Source organism: Arthrobacter sp. UNCCL28 (assembly GCF_900102805.1).
Lineage (GTDB): Bacteria > Actinomycetota > Actinomycetes > Actinomycetales > Micrococcaceae > Arthrobacter > Arthrobacter nicotinovorans_A.
This window is the reverse complement of the sequence record NZ_FMWE01000004.1, coordinates 257,060-274,541: the sequence shown is the minus strand read 5'-3', so window position 1 is coordinate 274,541 and position 17,482 is coordinate 257,060. Positions and strand designations below refer to the sequence as shown.

Sequence of the window (17,482 nt, the reverse complement as noted above, 5' to 3'; positions counted from 1 at the left end):
CTTTGAACCGTATTCCGGCGATGCATCACCGATGCCAATTGTGTTTGAACGAACAAAAATGCTGGACGCTGGTCGTTCGGCGCTGCTATGAATTCTGGACACCCGAATCAGCGACTACTGAAAAGTCACCACCGAAGAACAGGGATTCCAATGGAGAAATCGAACATCAGCAGGCGGGCAGTCCTTCAAGCTGGCGGCGCGGCTTCGCTCGCGGCGGCCATCGGGCTGGCAGCCGGCCAGTCGGCGTCGGCGTCCACTCTTCCCGCGTCCAAAACCAAGGCGACCGAAGTGCTGGACCTTGGCCCCGGCGTCGTCCAGTTCTCCCTGATGAGCGGGCTGCTGGTAGGCGACACGCTGTTCATCGGCTCGCGGAACCTGGATCCAGTGCGCATTGTGGCGTTCCATGTTCCCAGTGGCAAAGTCACCGGGGTGACCGAGTTGGAGAACGGCTACGCCATCCAAACCCTGGCCGCCGACGCCTCGGGCCGGTACCTGTACGCCGGCGTCCTGCAGAACACCACCGGGCCCAAGCCGAACCTGTTCCGCTGGGACCTTTCCAACCCGGGTGTGAAAGCCAAGCCCATTGGGCGGATCGGGGACCGCGACGTCCGAGACCTGAGCGTAGCCCCCAACGGCCGCCTCTACGCTGTGGGCGGCGGCAGCGGGACGGCGCCGGCGTTGTGGGAGTACGATCCCGCCACGGGAACGGTTTCCAACCTTGGTGTTCCCGATGCCGGCGCTACCCTGGCCCGTGCGGTTGCGGCCACGGACTCCACCATCTTCTTCGGCGCAGGCAGCACTTTGGGCGGCGGCGGCAGCGCCAGCAGGGCATGCCTCTACGCTTACAACCGCGCTGCCAAGACCTTCACCAACGTCACGCCTGCAGAGATGGTGGCAGATCCCAGCATCCGGGACCTGGCAATTGTTGGCGACAAAGTCCTGGTGGGCTCGGCTGCTTCCACGTCCACTTCCAAGATCGCCGCCGTCAGCATCGCCAACCCGACCTCCTACGCCGCAGCCGCATCCGAAGGCAAGACCGCCAAGAACTTCGCCGCGATCGGGGACAAGGTCTACTTCGCCAACGAGGCCGGCCTCCTGGCATACTCACTGTCCGGCAACAAGGTCGCAGCTGTGCCATACCAAGGGCCGTTCCTGGGCGAAATCTGGGGCGTTGATGCCTTGGACGGCAAGCTGCTGGTCACCTCCGCTTTCGGGTTCGTGGCGGAAATCGACCCCGTTTCCGGGACGTACAAGACCACGGACCTCGGCGAGGCCGGAGCGCCGTCGGATGCCCAGGAAGCCATGGGGCTGGCAGCCGGGGGTGGCCTGGTGTACGTGGGCGGCAATGGCGTCATCTCGCGTCGGTCGCTGAAGGACGGGCAGGTCACCAACATGACCGTTCCGGGCGAAGCGAAGGACGCCGTGGTGGTGGACAACGTGCTTTACACCGGCCAGTACAGCTCCCAGGGCATCTGGAGCTACGATCCGCGCAGCGGCAACCCCATCAGCCAGGTGGCCAAGTTCTCCTCCGAACAAAACCGTCCCCTGGATGTCCACTGGGACGAGGTCAACAAGCTCGTCCTGGTGTGCGCCCAGGCGGACACCGAGGGCGGTGGCTCGCTCTGGACCTACGATCCCGCCACGGGCAAGTCCGGGTTCTTCCTCAACCCCGTGGACAAGGTGCAGTTGGTGCGTGCAGTAACAGCGCGCGACGGCGTTGCGTACCTTGGCGGCGGACGGCCCGGTACCGAGGGGCCCGGCACTGTTGTGGCGATGAACCCTGTGACGGGCAAGGAACTGTGGCGCCTCGATCCGGGCCTCGGCGCAGGCGTTTCTGCCTTGGCTGTGCAGGGACGGTACTTGTACGGGATCGTCCGGACCGGGCGCATGTTCGTCGTCGACCTGCCACGGCGTGTGGTGGTGCACCAAGCCGACATCAGTTCGGTCTGCACCGGATTCGCGGCCTTGGTCACCAACCGTGGCGCTGTCTATGGTGTCTCGGACACGGACGTTTTCCGCTTTGATCCCAAGACCTTCGAGCTCGCCACGGTTGTGGCCGATATCGACGGCGGCTGGTACAGCGGCTCGCACATCACCAACGACGAAGACGGCTACCTCTACACGATGCGTGGCCGGAACGTTGTTCGGATCGACGACTACCCCCGACGGTAGTGGCTGGCGTTGCGGGGCCGGCTTTGCGCTCTCTGGCGAGTATTTAACGCGCAGAGCGGGCCTCACAGCGTTCATTTATGCTTGTTTGACCATTTGGATTCCGGAAGAGGATTGGCATGCTCAGCGGGGAACGCCACGAGAAAATACTCCGCGAGCTGGAGCTGCGCGGGACACTGACCGTGAACGGGTTTGCCGAAAAGAGCGGCCAGTCCACCATGACCATCCGCCGGGACCTCACACAGCTCGCGGCCCAGGGCCTGCTGAGGAGGGTCCATGGGGGAGCGGTGCGGATGGTGGCCGAGCGGCCGGGCGAAACAGTCAGCCGGAGGTCCCGCCAGCCACTGGCAACCCTTGGTCTCATCGTTCCCACCGCCGGGTACTACTTTCCCGAAATTATCCGGGGCGCAGAAGCTGCAGCCAGGGAACTGAACGCGCGGCTGATCCTGGGGGTCAGCAACTACTCCACCGAGGATGAGCACCGGCAACTCCAGCGCATGGTGGCAAACTCGGTGGACGGCATACTGTTGGCCACCGCCGGACCCTTGGAACCTGGGTCTCCGACGTTCGAATTGTTGTCCGGACTGCGGATTCCCGTGGTGCTGGTGGAACGGTCAAGCCGGGTGTTCGAGTCCGTGATGTCCGATCACAGCTACGGGGCCGAACTTGCCATCGAGCACCTGGCATCATTGGGCCACCGCAGGATAGGGCTGGCCATAGCGAGCAGCTCCACGGCACCCTGGCTCCGCGAAAGCCACGAGCGCATGGTGGCCAAGCTTGGCCTCGAAACAGATGCACCCGTCATGGAATACGTCCGTTCAGTGGTGGGGGCAGGCAACAACCAGAAGGAGTTTGCCACGTTCCTGAAGGACTGCCGGCGCACCGATACCCATGCGGCCCTGGTGCTGCCGGACGAAGAGGCCATCACGCTCATCAACCTGGCTGAGGAGTCCGGCGTCGATGTTCCCGAGGACCTGGCGATCGTGGCCTATGACGACGAAGTTGCGGACCTCGCCCCTGTACCCCTGACCTCCATCGCCCCGCCCAAGCGCGATGTGGGACATGCCGCCGTCGCCATGTGCATGGAACGTCTTGCGGCAAAGACGGGTTCCGCCGTGCAGCCTGCACTGCGCCGCGTAAGCCTGGCCCCGAAGCTGATCATCCGGGAGTCCACGGTGACGGGGGAGGACGCGGAGTAGGGGTCTGCTCTGAGAAATGTCAGTGGCGGTCAATAGTTTGAGTGCATGACTGATTCGCGTGCCCTGGCTTTACCCGCAGATTACAAAGATCTCTTGGACGCGCTCAAGAAACGCGTGCGCGATGCGCGTCAGACCGCCCGTCGAACCGTCAACACACAGCTGATCGAGTTGTATTGGTCGATCGGGAAGACTGTGTTGGAGCGTCAGCAGATCGAGCAATGGGGGAGCGGCGTCATGGGGCGCCTGGCCGAGGACCTCCGTGCAGAGTTCCCGGAGATGAAGGGCCTGTCTCGACGGAACCTCTTTTATATGCGGGCCTTTGCCGACGCATGGCCGGACCCAATTGTGCAACAAGTTGTTGCACAATTGCCGTGGGGGCACGTCACCTCACCCATGGCAGTGGCCGCCTATACATACGACAAGCTCCCGGCCTCCGAACAGCAAGCCCTGCCCAGCGAAAGCCACCTTGTCGCTGCCCTCGAATGGGCAGGTCCTGACGAGGAACAGCCGAGCGCCTCCCAGGAGACGCTTGTAAATTAGTCGCATTGCCTTCACCGCGCGACCCTCCCGCCGGCTCTGTGCCAGGACTAGGATGTCCGCGGAAGCGCAATGCACACCGGCAAGACCAGAGCCCCAACCTTTACCAGGAGAACACCATGGGAATTCTGTCCGTTGACCTCTTCATCACCCTCGACGGCGTGTACCAGGCTCCGGGTGGCCCGGACGAGGACCGCTCGGGCGGCTTCGAGCACGGCGGATGGCAGGCCGCCTATTCAGATGAGGAAGCCGGTGCCGCGATCGTCGATGGGATTAATCGGATGGACGCCCTTCTGCTGGGTCGGCGGACGTACGACATCTTCGCCGCATACTGGCCCAACCAGGACGACCACATTGCCCGGACACTGAACGGCCTGCCCAAATTCGTGGTTTCCAGAAGCTTGACCGACCCTCAGTGGGACGGAACGACGACGTTGGGAAACCTTGATCAGCTCGCTGCCCTGAAGGAGCGCTTCAACGATATCCACGTGATCGGCAGCGGCGAACTGGTACGGTCACTCCTCGACGCGGACCTGGTGGACCGGCTCAACTTGTACCTTTACCCGCTCACCTTCGGCACAGGCAAGCGCTTGTGGGCCGACGGAGCCGGGGTACCCGCGGCTTTCCGTTTGGTTCAGCCGCCGCAGGGCTTTCCCAACGGGGCGGTAGCGCTGGCGTACGAGCGTGCCGGGGCGCCGGTTACGGGCATCGATATCGGTCAGTCCTGAAGCCGCAGCAAACTTCCGCGGCACTTAACTGAAGCGTTCGACGGCGGGTGCGCACCCGCCGTCGAACGCTTCAGTTTTCTGCTGTGCCGGGTGGGCTAGCGCAGGACCGGAACGGCGAGGGGTTCACGCTGCACCCGTCCGCGAACGAAAATCAACGCGACTACGGCGATCAGCATGTAGATCATGTTGGCCGGGCCTGCCAACTGTAAGAGCGGGCTCTGCGGACCCGCGGCGGCCTGGTCGATGCCGCCAGTGGACAGGAAGAGCGTGGGGTCGTAGAGGGCATGCAGGATCATAGGCCAGATCAGGTTGCCGGTGACCCGGAGAGTCAGGTACATGCAGATGCCAAAACCGAAAGTAAACAGCACGGTCACCAAAACGGTGACGATCGGCATGCCTGACAAGACGTTCGCGGAATGAAGCAACGCAAAGACCAAGGAAGACAGCACCATGACTACCCACTCCGGCTTCCCGGAGTCGCGCAGCATTTTCACCACGATGCCGCGGGTAAGGATTTCCTCGGCAAAACCGATCAGCAAACCGGTGAGCAGCATGATGACCACCACGGATGCCTGATAGCTGCTGTAGTTGATGCCCAGAAAGCGCAGCGCAATGGCAGCCACCAGGAAGAACGGCGCAACCCACATCCACCAGCTACCCTTGACCGGCTGGGGAGCGAAGAGCGGTTTAAACCACTTCACCGAATACACGAATGCCGCCAGTGCCGCGCTGCCAATAATCAGCGACAACGTCAGGCCGACAAAGACGCTCTCGGGCGTGCGGAAGATGTCCTCGGCTACCACTTGGTCTCCCGCAATGGGACCAATCACCAGGCCGGCACCAAGGTAAATCGCCATATAGAGAACGGCCAGCAGGATGGCCCGCCACCAACCACCCTTATCCCAGAACGCTTTCCACGGTGATGAACGGACGGATTGGTCCACGTAATGCCCCCTTGAGTCTGCGGGACGATGGATTGCCCCCACCTAGAAATCTACTGCACGCAGATCTTGTGCCGACTTCCACGCATGCCGGTAGTACTCCGCGTGCGCCAGCCGGGCGGCGGCGTCCTCGTCGATGATCACCGTCGCCCGCGGATGCTGCTGAATGACCGAACCCGGAACGGCTGAGGACACTGGGCCTTCCAACGCAGCGGCAACAGCCTTTGCCTTAGAGGAACCGAACGCCAACAGCACCAACTGCCTTGCCCGGAGGATGGTCCCAAGCCCTTGGGTAATGCAATGGGTTGGGACTTCTTCCAAGGAACCAAAGAACCGCGCGTTGTCCCTGCGCGTCTGTTCGGCCAGTGCCTTAATACGCGTGATTGATGCGAGGGAGGACCCGGGCTCGTTGAATCCCACGTGGCCGTTGGAACCGATGCCCAGGATTTGGATGTCGATGCCCCCGGCGTCCGTGATCAGGGCTTCGTACTCGGCTCCGGCGCGGGCGATGTCAGGGCCCGTTCCCCGCGGAGTGAACACCTGCTCCGGAGTAAGCCCCAGCGGTTCCACAACCTCGCGGGTAATCACCGAACGGTAGCTTTCCGGGTGCTCAGGCGGGACGCCAAGGTACTCGTCCAGTGCGAAGCCGCGTACGCCGGAAACATCGATTCGTCCCTCCCTGACAGCCTGGGCCAGTGCCGCGTAGGTGGTCAGCGGAGTTGAACCTGTGGCCAGGCCCAGCACCGTGGCGGGGTTTGCGATGATCTGCCGGGCGAAAATGGATGCGGCTACGCTTCCGGCCTCGCTTTGATCGCGGACAATGATGACTTCTGCCATGTGCTTCCTTTGGCTAGTAAAAGATAGCTGTTGCTCAGTTGGGTGAGAGGGGGACGGGCGTGCCGGCTTCCAGGCTCTTATTGGCGGCTTCCACGATTGCCACGATGCTGAGGATCTCCCGCAACGGCACATTCGGTGTCCCGGTCCGGATGGAGTTCACGATCCCGTCAAGAAGGCCGACCAGCATGGGCGGACCCGCCTCGATGGAGAACTCGGAACAGCCGCGATCGGTGTCGATGCGTCCTGACGTAAAGGCGCTCCATTCCGCTTCGCCCGTCAACGAGACCACGCGGCCGTCTCCCCAGCGGACCGTCACGCTGGTGGCGCTGGCCGGTGACCCCGGCCTAACGGCGTCGACCGTTACCGTCTCCGGTCCGGTCCCCAAGGCGGCCACTGCGAGGTCCACCAGATGCACGCCATACCAGGAAAGGCCAGGGTGGCCGGGCTGGGTGGGGAGGGGACCTTCCAAAGACACGGATTGCCCGGTCCCGCGGGAAAGGGCCTCCTGGAACTCAGGCGTGAACCGCTTGGGAGAGCCGGCCAGGACCAAAGTTCCGGAAGCCTGCGCCTGGGCGAGCATGGTGCGGGCCTCAGCAAGGGTAGGAGCGAACCGGGTGTCCACGTAAATCGGCTTGCCGAACCGCACTACGCGCTCAAAAAAGCGTGGGTGCGTCCGTGCATCGGAGGACACGATCAGCAGGGCATCGCAGGCCTCGGCCACCTCTTCCGGCGAGTCGCACATGGTGATGCCCAACCCACTCACCTCGTCCTCGAAGTCATCGATCCGGTCGCGGCTCAACGGAAAGTCCGACGCCGGTTCCCCCTTCCAGGCGTGCGTCACCGTGCCGCCGGGGACAACGCCGTCGGAACCGTTGCCGAAGAGGCGGGTAAACGAAGGCGCGTGCGGGGAGTCCACACCGATGAGTCCGAAGCGGATGGGCGCAATAGCGGTCATCCCTTGACCCCGCTGTGCGTGATGCTGGCGACGATGTGCTTCTGCAGGAGGGCGAAAATCACCAGGCACGGGATGAAACTGACCAGTGTTGCAGCCATGACGTTGGACGTGGAGGCCGTCTCGGTGTTCAAGGTTGCCAAGCCCACGGTAAGCGTCCGGGCAGTGTCGGATTGACCCACCACCAGTGGCCAGAGGAGGTCGTTCCAGTGCCACAGGAAGACGAAGATCGCCAGCGTTGCCAGGACCGGACGGATCAGCGGAAGAACGATCTGCCAGAAAGTACGCCACTCACCGGCGCCGTCAATGCGGGCTGCGTCGAAGAGCTCCTCGGGCATGTCCCTGACGAACTGGCGGATGAGGAAGATCGCCTGGGCGTTGGCCAAGGTGGGCAGGATCAGGCCCCACAGGGTGTTCACGCCGCCCATCTTGGATATGAGGATGAACGTGGGAATCAGGGTGGCCTGAACGGGCACCATCATGGTGGCGATAATGGCCCACAGCAGCGCGTTCCGTCCCGGGAACCTCTTACGGGCCAAGGCGTAAGCGGCCATGGCAGCGGTCAGCAGGACCACCACCACTGACACTGCTGAGTACAAGAAAGAGTTCCAAAGCCAGAGCGGGAATTCGCCTACGTTGAAGATGCGGACAATGTTGTCCAGCGTCAGGGACGACGGTAACGCGTAGGGCAGTGTGGGGGCATCCTCCGGGGAGAGCGCCAGAACTGCCACTGCAATCAGTGGCGCCACGGTGAAGAGTGAGATCACTGCCAACACCCAAGTGAGGGTGCGCTGGCGGCGTTTTTCGGTGCTGCGGCGGGGATTAGCGCCGGTGGAGTGGCCCGGAGTACGCCCGCCTATTGAGGGGCTGGGAACTGTGGCAGTCACTTGGATTCCTTACCTTCGAAGAAGCGCTGCTGGATGAGCGAGAGGATGAGCACGATGACGAACAGCACCACGCCGATGGCTGAGGCGTAGCCGAAGTCGAAGAACTTGAAGCCTTCGTCGAACAGGAAGTAGATGAGGCTATGGCTGGCCCGGGCGGGTCCGCCGCCGGTCATGACGTAGATGGTGTCGAAGACCTGGAATCCGACGATCGTCTCAATGACCAGGACAAAGAACACCACGGGCTTCAGCAGCGGCAATGTGACGTACCAGAACGATTTCCAGGCGCCGGCACCGTCAATACGGGCAGCCTCGTGTACCTCTGCGGGTTGGGCTTTGAGTCCGGCCAGGAAAATCAGCATGGAGTAGCCGAATCCTTTCCAGACGGACACCACGGCCAGGGACAGAAGGACCAGCAGTTGGGGTCCGGAGGTGAAGGGCACGGGGCCCATGCCCAGGCCGCCCAAGGCTGCATTCAGGGGACCGTCCGTGGAGAAGATCCACGTCCAGATGATGCCGGCCATGACGAATGAGCTGAGGTACGGAATGAACAGCAACGCCCGGAAAGTCCCGGTGAATCGGACCAGTTTGTCCAAGAGGACCGCCCCGGCCAAGGAGACTCCGATGATGAACGGCACGAAGATGGCCACGTACAGGAACGTCACCTTGAGGCTTTGCCAGAAGTTTGGATCAGCGGCAAGCCGTGTGTAGTTATCCGCCCCCAGGAATTCGAAGTCGCCGTTGAGGCTGTACTCGGTCAGGCTCATGGCACCCGCCCCAAAGATAGGGAGGAACTTGAAGAGGCCGAAAATGACCAAGGTGGGAAGCACGAAGAGGATCCCGGCAATGGCCTCGCGGTTACGGGCCGTCTTGGCTCCAAAGGTCTTGAGCGGGGGTGCCGTCAACTCGGGATGTCGACCGGCCAGTGTGTTTCTGGTGCGGGTGTTTACAGACATGGGGTGACCAATCAGTGGTTGGGCTGGACTCAGGATGCCGAGCGCTGCAGGATGCCGCGAGCCTCTTTAGCGGCACGGTCAAGAGCTTCCTTGGCAGTGACATCTCCACGAAGCGCCGCCTGGATGTTCGGTGCAAGGGCACCCATCACCTGACGCGCCGCCGGGGAAGGTTCGCCGGGGTTGGCGGATTTCAAAGCTTCTGCCATGGCGAGCGAATCGGCGTCGGTGCCCAACGCCGCGGCGTCCGTACGGGTGGGCAGGTTGCCCGCAGCGGCGTTGAGGGCCTTCTGGGACTCAGCCGAGCTCAGGTAGCTCATCACCGTGTAGGCAGCGTCGCGGTTTTCCTTCTTGTTGATGGAAGTCAGTGCCAGCAATCCGGGATTGCCGTAGGTTGCCTGGACTTTGCCCTGCAAGGGAGCTCCGAGGGCAACATTTTCGGCACCGAGCGCGGCGCGCATCTGTTTCAGCTCAGGCAGGGAAGTGGTGGCACGCATCGCTGCTTTGCCGGCGGCAATCGGGGCACCTTCAACTTTGGGGCCATCGGTGGCTGCATCCGCAGGCAGTCCACCAAGCTTCTTGAGGTCCACCAGCAACTGCAGCGCCGAGACTCCGGCGTCGGAGTCGAAAGCAACGTCCTTCGCATCATCGGTGAATACTGTCCCGCCTGCCTGCCACAGCAGGGGATAGAAGGAGAGGTTCAACGTTTGCTCGGGGCTGCCGGCGTAGTCCATCACGGCAATGCCCTTCTTCGCCAGTACCGGCGCGGCACTGCGGAGATCGTCCCACGTCTTGGGCAGTGGAATCCCGGCATCCGCGAAGATCTTGGTGTTGTACGCCGTGGTGTTGATGTTCTGGAACAGCGGAACGCCGAACACCTCTTTGTCGAATGTCGCCGCTTCCAAAGTCCCGGGGTAGAAGCTGTCCTTGTCCTTCTCAACTGCTTTGTCCACGGGCAGCAGTCCACGAACGTTGCGGTAGGTGGCGGCTTGGTCCGGCGTAATGAGTACGACGTCGGGGCCGGAGCCAGCTGCCAGAGCCGCTGAGATCTGGGCGTCCCGCTTGTCGAACGTCTGGAGCTCAATGGTCAGGTCAATCCCGGGATTGGCCTTCTCGAAGCTGGCTTCCGTGTCCTGCCAGAACTTCTTGCTGGCTGTCTCGTCTTTGATGACGGGGTACATCCAGAGCGTCACTTTGCCGCTGGCTTGGCCGCCGTCGGACGTTGAGGAGCCTGCGGAACCGCAGGCGGTGAGGGTCAAAGCGGCGGTGACGACGGCGGCAGTGGCCAAAGTGGCGCGGCCCAACTTACGTGTAAACATGGTGGCTACTTTCGGGTGAGGGTGGCTTCTTGGATCGCGGTGAGCGCGATCTGGTGGCGGCTGGCTGCAACGGGGGCGGTGAGGAGGGGATCTCCGCATTCGAACATCCAGTCGAAGAGGGCAGCAGAGAGATCGCGGAGGATCTCCGACTGCTCCGGATGGGCGGCGATGTTTTCCAGTTCCCCAGGGTCTGTTGTGAGGTCGTAGAGCTCCATCGCCGTGCTGGTACCGATGGTTGGCCCGCCGAGATCTGCCGGCAGGCTGCGATGGACCCAGGATTGCGTGGGATCCATGGCACGGGGTGCGTTGGAAAAGTTGACGATCAGTTTGTGGGTGGGTGTCCGCACTGATCGTTTGGGGTCGTAGTACGTGTGGTAGCTCAGCTGGCTGAAACAGTGGCTGCGGGGAGTGTCTCCCGTTTCGACGGCTGGCCTCAGGCTTGTTCCGGCGAGGCCGTCCGGAGTTGGCAGTCCTGCCAGGTCCAACAGGGTGGGCAGGACATCGACGTGACTGACGATGTCCGACACGCGCCTCCCGGACCACGCCGGGTTGCCGGGATGGCGAAGCATCAGCGCAACGCCGAGTCCGGCGTCGTACAGGGTGCATTTGGCGCGGGGCAGCGCAAGCCCGTGGTCGGTGGTGAACAGCACCAGCGTCTGGTCGCGGAGGCCCAGCGAATCGAGTTCCGCCAGGATGCTGCCGACGCCTTCATCCATGTGTTTGACCGCGCCCTGGAGCTCGGCGATTTCCTCGCGGGCACCGTCGTCGTCCACCAAATGGGCTGGAACGGAGTGCCCCAAGGAGACGTCCGGTTCCACGCCATCGGCAAGGAACCCCATTACCCCTGGGCGGTCCCTTGCGGAGGGCACCCGGTGCGGCTCGGTGAAGCCCACCTGCAGGTAGAAGGGCTGGCCGCTGCCGGACATCCGACGCAGGGCGTCAGTGGCGCGATCTACGACGACGTCCCGCGCACCTCCCGTACGGGCGTGGTCGAAACCGAGCCTGCCGGCCACCACGTCGTCGTCAAGGACGCGCGATTCGTGGTGCACGCCGACGAGCTCGGTTTGGTACCCCACGGACTTGAGACGGTAGGCGATGTGGTCTTTCGGTTCTTTGAGATCCCAGGCGAACGGTTCATGTGTGAGGCCGAGGACGCCGTTGCTCTGGGGATACGTACCGGTGAACAGCGAGGCCCGGGCGGGGCTGCAATGGGGAGCCGTCGCGAAGGCTTGTTCGAAGAGTGTTGACTCATCGGCCAACGCGTCCAGGTTTGGCGTGGAGACGGTTTCCACGCCGTACGTACCCAGGAAACGGCCGAGGTCGTGGCAGTGGATCAAGAGGATGTTGCGCACGTTCAGCCCATCCTTTCCAGGTCGGTCCGGGTGAGGGCGTGTTCCATGGGCTGGCCGCTGATGAAGCGCCGGAGCTCGTCAACCACAATGCCGCCCGCCCTGCGTCTGGAGTCGACGGTGGCTCCGCCGAGGTGGGGAGTAAGGAGCACGTTCGGCAGGGTGCGCCATGGGTCATCTGCGGGAAGGGGCTCGGCGTCGAAGACATCCAACGCAGCGTCTATCCGGCCCGAACGCACCTCTTTATAGAGCGCTTCCATGTCCACGATGGTGGAGCGGGCCGTGTTCACTAACGCTGCCCCATCCGGAAGCAGGGCGAGTTCGGCAGCACCGATCAGCCCCGCGGTTTCATTGGTGGCGGGGGCGTGGATGGCGACGACATCGCTGTTTGCCATGAGGCCATGCAAGGTGGCGGAGCTGGCTGCAAGGGGATCCCCTTCAAGGAGGTACGGATCATAGACGCGTACCTCTGCGCCGAGTGCCCGGCAGGCGTCGATATAGCGGCGGCCCGTCCGTGAGGCGCCGACTACGCCGATGCGGGCGCCGGAGATTTCACGGGCCCTGGGTACTGCGCGGGCATCGTCCCAGTTGGTGCCGTTGCGGAGGCTGTGATCGAGCTGGTGCACGCGGCGCAGCAGGCTCAGAGTGAAGGTGAGCGAGAGCTCCGCGACGGCCGGGGCCATGGCTGCTCCCGCTTGGGAGATGGGGATACCGGCGGCCCAAAATGCGTCGCTGACAAGGGCGTGCAGCGATGACGCGGCGTGGACGACGCATTTGAGGTTCGGCGCCGCTGCCAAGTGTTCGGCATCGAGGCGGGGGAAGCCCCAGGCTGTGATGAAGATGTCTGTCCCTGCTGCCGCGGCGGCGAAAGCGTCCAATGACTGGAGCTGGGCCGGTGCGATGGCGGTAACCTCGCCCAGATGGTTCAGTGCAGCGTGGGTTTCCGGGGAGATGAAGGCCGCCCGTTCCACGTCCGGGATGCTCAGGAGAATCCTCCGTCCGGCGGCGATGGGTGGCGGTGGTGTCGATGCAACGCCGTTGTTGATGTTCATGGGTTGAGATTGCCAGTTTCAGTATCTTTTGTCAATGACTAAAGTAAGTATGATGGAGAGTGTGAAAGCAATAGCGCTACGGATGCCAGAATGGGTGGGATCCTTTGCCGCGCAACAACAGGAGCCACCAGCAATGAAGCCACGTGCAGGCAGCAAGGCCCTGATCCGTGAGATCAACGAGGCCCTGGTGCTCGACGTCGTGCGGACCAAATCGCCCGTCTCCCGGGCCACCATCACGGTGCAGACCGGCCTGAGTGCTGCCAGCGTCACCGGAATAACGGGCAAGCTCATCAACTCGGGCCTGCTGGTTGAGACCGAGATCGCGCCCAGTACGGGCGGCAGGCCCGCCCGCCTGCTCGAACTTGGCCGCGAGGGCGTTTTCGCCGCGGGCGTGCGGTTGTCTGCTACGGAAGCGCACGCCGTCATCGTCGATTTGCGCGGTGAAGTGGTGGCCGCGCACAGCGAGCCGTTGGCATCCACTGAACCTGCCGAAGCCGCGGCAGCCGCGGCGCGGGCAGTGCGCGATGCTGCAGGCGGCAGGGAGCCCAAGCTTATTGGTGTGGGGGTGGCCATCTCCGGCGTTGTAGACCAAGCGAGTGGCCTGGTGCGGCACAGCGGGGCCATGAGTTGGGCTGATATAGCCTTCCAAGAGCTCCTCGAAGAAGTCGCAGCCCACCCCGTCGTCATCGACAGTTACGTCAACGCCTACACGCGCGGGCTGCTTTTCGACGGCGTCTTTGCAGGCCGCGAGATGCTCATCTTCAGCGTCGGCACCAGCCTTGGCGCCGCCGTCGTGGTTGAAGGCCGTATCCAGCGTGGCTTCAACGGTTCTGCAGGGGGTTTCGCCCATTCGCGGGCGATCACCGGTCCCGAGCCGGCCAGGCCCTGCCACTGCGGCGCGGAGGACTGTTTCGAAACCCGAGGCAGCCTCTGGGGCATGCAGCGTGAACTGGAGCGACTCGGCCATAACAGGCGGCTGGACCCCGACGGCGACTCCGCACTGATTGCCGACGCGGCATGGCACCTGGGCATTGGAATGGCGAACACGGCCAAGGTCCTGGGCCCGGGGCAGGTGGTGGTCGGCTTCGCTCCTGAAGCCGATCTGGGGACGTTTGCCGAGCAGACCAAGGCCGTGTTTGTGCGCCAATACGACCACGCGAATACTCCGCCTCCAATTTTTGATACCGGCATAGCGGATCCCGTAGCGCTGGCCAGGGGTGCTGCATGTTCGGTGCTTGCGGGACTTTTCACTGCCAGCCAGGCTGGCTAGCAGCAGATGCCGTTCGCAGGGCTCAACACGGCATCTGCTGCTACTTACATGGGCTAGTGCGGCTTAGCGCCGCATGGTCTGCATTGCCTGCTGATCGTCGATCCTGACGAGGTCGGATCCTTGCAGCGTGTAGAGCAAGCCGTTCTCGTCGGCGGTGATGTGGGGGCCGCTGTACCAGCCGCCGTTGATGCCGGCCACCACAACGGACACCGCGAACGTGATCGGATCGATGCGGAACACGGTGGTGTCGGAGACGCCGTACACGATTCCGCGGCTGACCTGGAGGGCGCCGAAGTCGGTGCAGACGCTGCTCAGGTCGCCCCGGTGAACCACTTGGCGGGTATCCAGGTCAATGACGAACAGGCCCGAGGCCTTGCGGGACATGCCGTAGAGGAACTTGCCGTGGACGGCCATTGCTGCGATGCCCTGCGGCTGTCCCGGATCCACGCGCCACAACTCCTGGTTTGCTACCGGATCCCAGGCAACTACGGTGCTTCGCGGGCCGGTGGCGTAGATGTTGTCCCCTCCGAGGTACGCCACGCCATCCTTCGTGGCCACGGCCCGGACCATTTGAAGGGCATCGATGGGGTTGACCTTGGAGATCACCTGTGTTGTCACCGGGTTGTAAGCAGCGAAGCACCCGCCACCGCCGGTATCGTTCTGCGCCCCGGCAATGACCAGCCCGTTGACGGCATCCCAGCAGACATCCAGGGGACGGTTTTGTCCCGGCGGGAGCGCGGCCACCTGGTAGGGGAGTTGCCCGGTAGAGGGATCGTAGGAGTAGATGCCCCGGGAGTTGTACTGGCCGGTGTAGAGGATTCCACCCACGATCACGGCATCCTTGGCTTCGCCCGTCGCCCGAAGGTAGGAAACCTGGTTCGCAGCCAGCTGGTGACGCGCAATGGTTCCGGTGCCACCCACATACACGTCCCCCGCACCCGCGGCGAGGCCCATGCAGAGTTGCGGACCGCCCGGAGCTCCAGCCTGTGTGAGGTCACGCTTGACGGCGGTCTTCGCCACAGGATCGACTTCAATGACGTCGTAGGAAGAGACAGTGAGCGCCTTGTTGCCGTAGACGTCCAAGCCCCACATGGCCCCAACATCCTCCGTGAGGATTTGGGTGATCTTTTTGCTGACCATGTTGTAGGACCAGACGCCCGGCTCCTTCACGAAGAAAACGTCGTTGCCCAACTGCCGGAACATCACCCCGGTCTTGGCGATGATCGCGTATTTGGAGTGGTCTGCCAGATTGATGAGTACGGATTTCCCTGGGCCTTTGACGCCCACTCCGAGCTGGCCGTTCAGGACGCTGAGCGAGGTAACGGATACGCCGGTGGAGACTTCGGCCGGGAGGATGTTCGTGGACGCTTTGGTTGTTCGGTCAAACGCAAACAGGCGAGCCGGGCTGGAACCGTTGCCACCACCCAAGGTGCTGCCGGTGCCAAAGTACACGTGGCTGTCAGTGGCGGCCACGGCCTGCGCAATGGTTGCCCCTGGATCCGGCACGCCCCAGCTGGTGGTGGCATTCGTTCCGGGATCGTATTCCCAGAGAGAAGGAGCCTTGGAGGTCTCACCGCCACCTGCTGCATAGACCTTGCCGTCTGGAGCAACGGCCAGGGCCCTGATGTCCCGGTCCCCGGTTTCACCAACACCCACTGCCGGAGAGCTGGGCGTGCTCAGGTCCCAGCGGTAGATATTCGGTTTCCCATCCACCCCGTCGCGCAGCACACCGGCGTAGAGGTAGCGGCCTGTGGAGTCGGCGGCCAGCGCTTGGATGCTGTAGCCGGAGCCAAGGTCAGTGCGGGAGGTGACTTTGCCGGTGGGAAGGTGGAAACCGATCACCCGCGCAGGGCTGAGGTTGCGGGACCCGATGTAGACGGTATCGCCCACCAGCAATGAACTCATCAAGGAAAACTGCACGACGGCGGGTCCCAGGTTGGTGATCACGGGACCGCCTGCGGCCTGGTTCCGGGGTGCGGCCTGCGCTGCGCCGGAGGACATTGCCGACAATGCTGCGGCGAGCCCGCCGATGCCCCCGGTCTGCAGCAATTGACGGCGATTGATGGCAAATGTGGACATGGAAGATCTCCTCATTGAGTGTCCCGTGGGGGTGGTTTTGGTGCTTTGCGGGACGTTCCGGATACGTCCCCTGCGCACTCCCTCAAGGGTTTCAGTCCTCAAGTCTGAAATCCATGATTCGAACATTTTCAGACATTGGCTGCGTGCCCTGCCGCCCCTCGGGCTGCGGCTACATGGCCTGCCGCCCGGCGCTCCGCCACCACGCCACGGTGGCTGCTGCTGCTTCGGTAAGGGGAGTGGGTTCGAGCCCAAGCCTCCGCTGGCTGGCGGCCGAGTCCATCACAAAGGGACGCTCGAACTGGTAGAGCATCTCCGCCAGCTCACGCATGTCGGTGGAGAAGACGCCGGCAGCCCGCAGTACCCAACCGGGTACTGCACTCACTTTCGGGACGGAAACCCCCGCGGCGTCGGCGTAGGCTGCAGCCACTTCACGCTGGGTCATTGCCCGGCCGGTTGGTGCGTGCAGCACGCTGTTCCACAGCTCGGGCTTCTGCGCCGCCGCGATCATGGCCGCGGCGAGGTCCGGCACATACGTGAAGGAGTGCGGCTGGTCTGCGCTTCCGATGACCTGGATCCGCTTGCCTGCCAGAACCAAAGGGACCATCCGTTCCCCGGCGTGGGCCATTTTTACCCGCGGCCCAAAAAAGTCCCCGGCTATGACGCTCACCGTATTCGCAGCGTGCAGCTCCCGTGCTTTCAGCAGCTGGACCCGGATGCCGCGCTTTCCGCCGGAAGCTTCCCGCGGGCTCGATTCAGCCATGACCTTGTCCGGCTCGCTGTATGAGTACAGGCTTTCGGGGAATACGACGACGGTGCCCGCGGCCGCCGCTGCATCCATCACCACTTGCTCTGCTTGCGGGAGTTCGGCGGCCCATGCCGCTGTCCGGTAGGCGGATCCGTGGATGCAGTGGAAGACAGCGATGGCACCCTGCACGGCAGGACCCAGTTGGGATGGATCCGAGACGTCCGCCCGGATCCGTTCAACGAGGGGATGCTCCGGTCCGGTCCCGGAACGGGTCAATACCCGGACTCGGTGACCCTGCTCTGCCAATTGCTCCGCAACACTGTAGCCAACGGGTCCTGCTCCTGTGACGACGTACATGGTGGTCCTTCTTTCGGGTCTGAAGGGATTTGAATGTGAGAGCACTGCTCTCTCAATCAGAATGGACTGCGCATTAACGCCTGTCAAGAGCAGTGCTCTCATTTGTTGACA

15 protein-coding genes are annotated in these 17,482 nt (G+C 63.2%); 5 read left to right on the top strand and 10 right to left on the bottom strand.

The window, feature by feature from the left end:
• Positions 1-150 precede the first annotated feature (150 nt).
• From BLQ01_RS13615 to BLQ01_RS13600, 4 genes are all read left to right on the top strand, one after another.
• A complete protein-coding gene (locus BLQ01_RS13615) occupies positions 151-2,172 on the top strand; it encodes an NHL repeat-containing protein (RefSeq protein ID WP_091552299.1) in 2,022 nt (673 codons plus the stop codon).
• Between the two features lie 116 nt (positions 2,173-2,288).
• Positions 2,289-3,368 carry a substrate-binding domain-containing protein gene (locus tag BLQ01_RS13610; RefSeq protein ID WP_254779440.1) on the top strand — a complete coding sequence of 360 codons (1,080 nt, stop codon included), beginning with the start codon at positions 2,289-2,291 and terminating at the stop codon, positions 3,366-3,368.
• Positions 3,369-3,413: 45 nt separating this feature from the next.
• The gene (locus tag BLQ01_RS13605; protein ID WP_091552295.1) at positions 3,414-3,908 is read left to right on the top strand and encodes a DUF1016 N-terminal domain-containing protein; all 495 of its coding nucleotides are present in this window, start codon (positions 3,414-3,416) and stop codon (positions 3,906-3,908) included.
• 116 nt (positions 3,909-4,024) lie between these two features.
• Entirely contained in the window at positions 4,025-4,633 is a 609-nt protein-coding gene (locus BLQ01_RS13600) for a dihydrofolate reductase family protein (protein WP_091552294.1), read from the top strand.
• A gap of 95 nt (positions 4,634-4,728) precedes the next feature.
• Here the strand turns inward: BLQ01_RS13600 and BLQ01_RS13595 are convergent, their stop codons facing one another.
• The 8 genes from BLQ01_RS13595 to BLQ01_RS13560 are packed head-to-tail and all read right to left on the bottom strand — an operon-like array spanning position 4,729 to position 12,920.
• Positions 4,729-5,577, bottom strand: coding sequence for a CPBP family intramembrane glutamic endopeptidase (locus tag BLQ01_RS13595; RefSeq protein ID WP_254779438.1), 849 nt, complete (start codon positions 5,575-5,577; stop codon positions 4,729-4,731).
• A gap of 42 nt (positions 5,578-5,619) precedes the next feature.
• Positions 5,620-6,411, bottom strand: coding sequence for a glucosamine-6-phosphate deaminase (locus BLQ01_RS13590; RefSeq protein WP_091552292.1), 792 nt, complete (start codon positions 6,409-6,411; stop codon positions 5,620-5,622).
• A 34-nt stretch (positions 6,412-6,445) separates the two neighbouring features.
• Positions 6,446-7,366: a Gfo/Idh/MocA family protein gene (locus BLQ01_RS13585; protein ID WP_091552290.1), complete on the bottom strand. Its 921-nt coding sequence runs from the start codon at positions 7,364-7,366 to the stop codon at positions 6,446-6,448.
• Positions 7,363-8,250, bottom strand: coding sequence for a carbohydrate ABC transporter permease (locus BLQ01_RS13580; protein ID WP_238325013.1), 888 nt, complete (start codon positions 8,248-8,250; stop codon positions 7,363-7,365). The genes BLQ01_RS13585 and BLQ01_RS13580 overlap by 4 nt, the downstream gene beginning before the upstream one ends.
• Entirely contained in the window at positions 8,247-9,203 is a 957-nt protein-coding gene (locus BLQ01_RS13575; protein WP_026543413.1) for a carbohydrate ABC transporter permease, read from the bottom strand. Before BLQ01_RS13575 ends, BLQ01_RS13580 begins: the two co-directional genes overlap by 4 nt.
• Positions 9,204-9,232: 29 nt before the next feature.
• Entirely contained in the window at positions 9,233-10,519 is a 1,287-nt protein-coding gene (locus BLQ01_RS13570; RefSeq protein ID WP_091552288.1) for an extracellular solute-binding protein, read from the bottom strand.
• 5 nt (positions 10,520-10,524) lie between these two features.
• The gene (locus BLQ01_RS13565) at positions 10,525-11,871 is read right to left on the bottom strand and encodes a sulfatase family protein (RefSeq protein WP_091552287.1); all 1,347 of its coding nucleotides are present in this window, start codon (positions 11,869-11,871) and stop codon (positions 10,525-10,527) included.
• 2 nt (positions 11,872-11,873) lie between these two features.
• Positions 11,874-12,920 carry a hydroxyacid dehydrogenase gene (locus tag BLQ01_RS13560; RefSeq protein WP_091552285.1) on the bottom strand — a complete coding sequence of 349 codons (1,047 nt, stop codon included), beginning with the start codon at positions 12,918-12,920 and terminating at the stop codon, positions 11,874-11,876.
• Between the two features lie 133 nt (positions 12,921-13,053).
• On the opposite strand from BLQ01_RS13560, the gene BLQ01_RS13555 reads away from it, so the two are divergent.
• Positions 13,054-14,190 carry an ROK family protein gene (locus tag BLQ01_RS13555; RefSeq protein ID WP_091552283.1) on the top strand — a complete coding sequence of 379 codons (1,137 nt, stop codon included), beginning with the start codon at positions 13,054-13,056 and terminating at the stop codon, positions 14,188-14,190.
• Between the two features lie 63 nt (positions 14,191-14,253).
• Here BLQ01_RS13555 and BLQ01_RS13550 read toward each other — a convergent pair whose 3' ends face one another.
• Positions 14,254-16,269, bottom strand: coding sequence for an esterase-like activity of phytase family protein (locus BLQ01_RS13550; protein WP_091552282.1), 2,016 nt, complete (start codon positions 16,267-16,269; stop codon positions 14,254-14,256).
• 169 nt (positions 16,270-16,438) lie between these two features.
• Positions 16,439-17,371, bottom strand: coding sequence for an NAD-dependent epimerase/dehydratase family protein (locus tag BLQ01_RS13545; RefSeq protein ID WP_091552280.1), 933 nt, complete (start codon positions 17,369-17,371; stop codon positions 16,439-16,441).
• Positions 17,372-17,482: the final 111 nt, after the last annotated feature.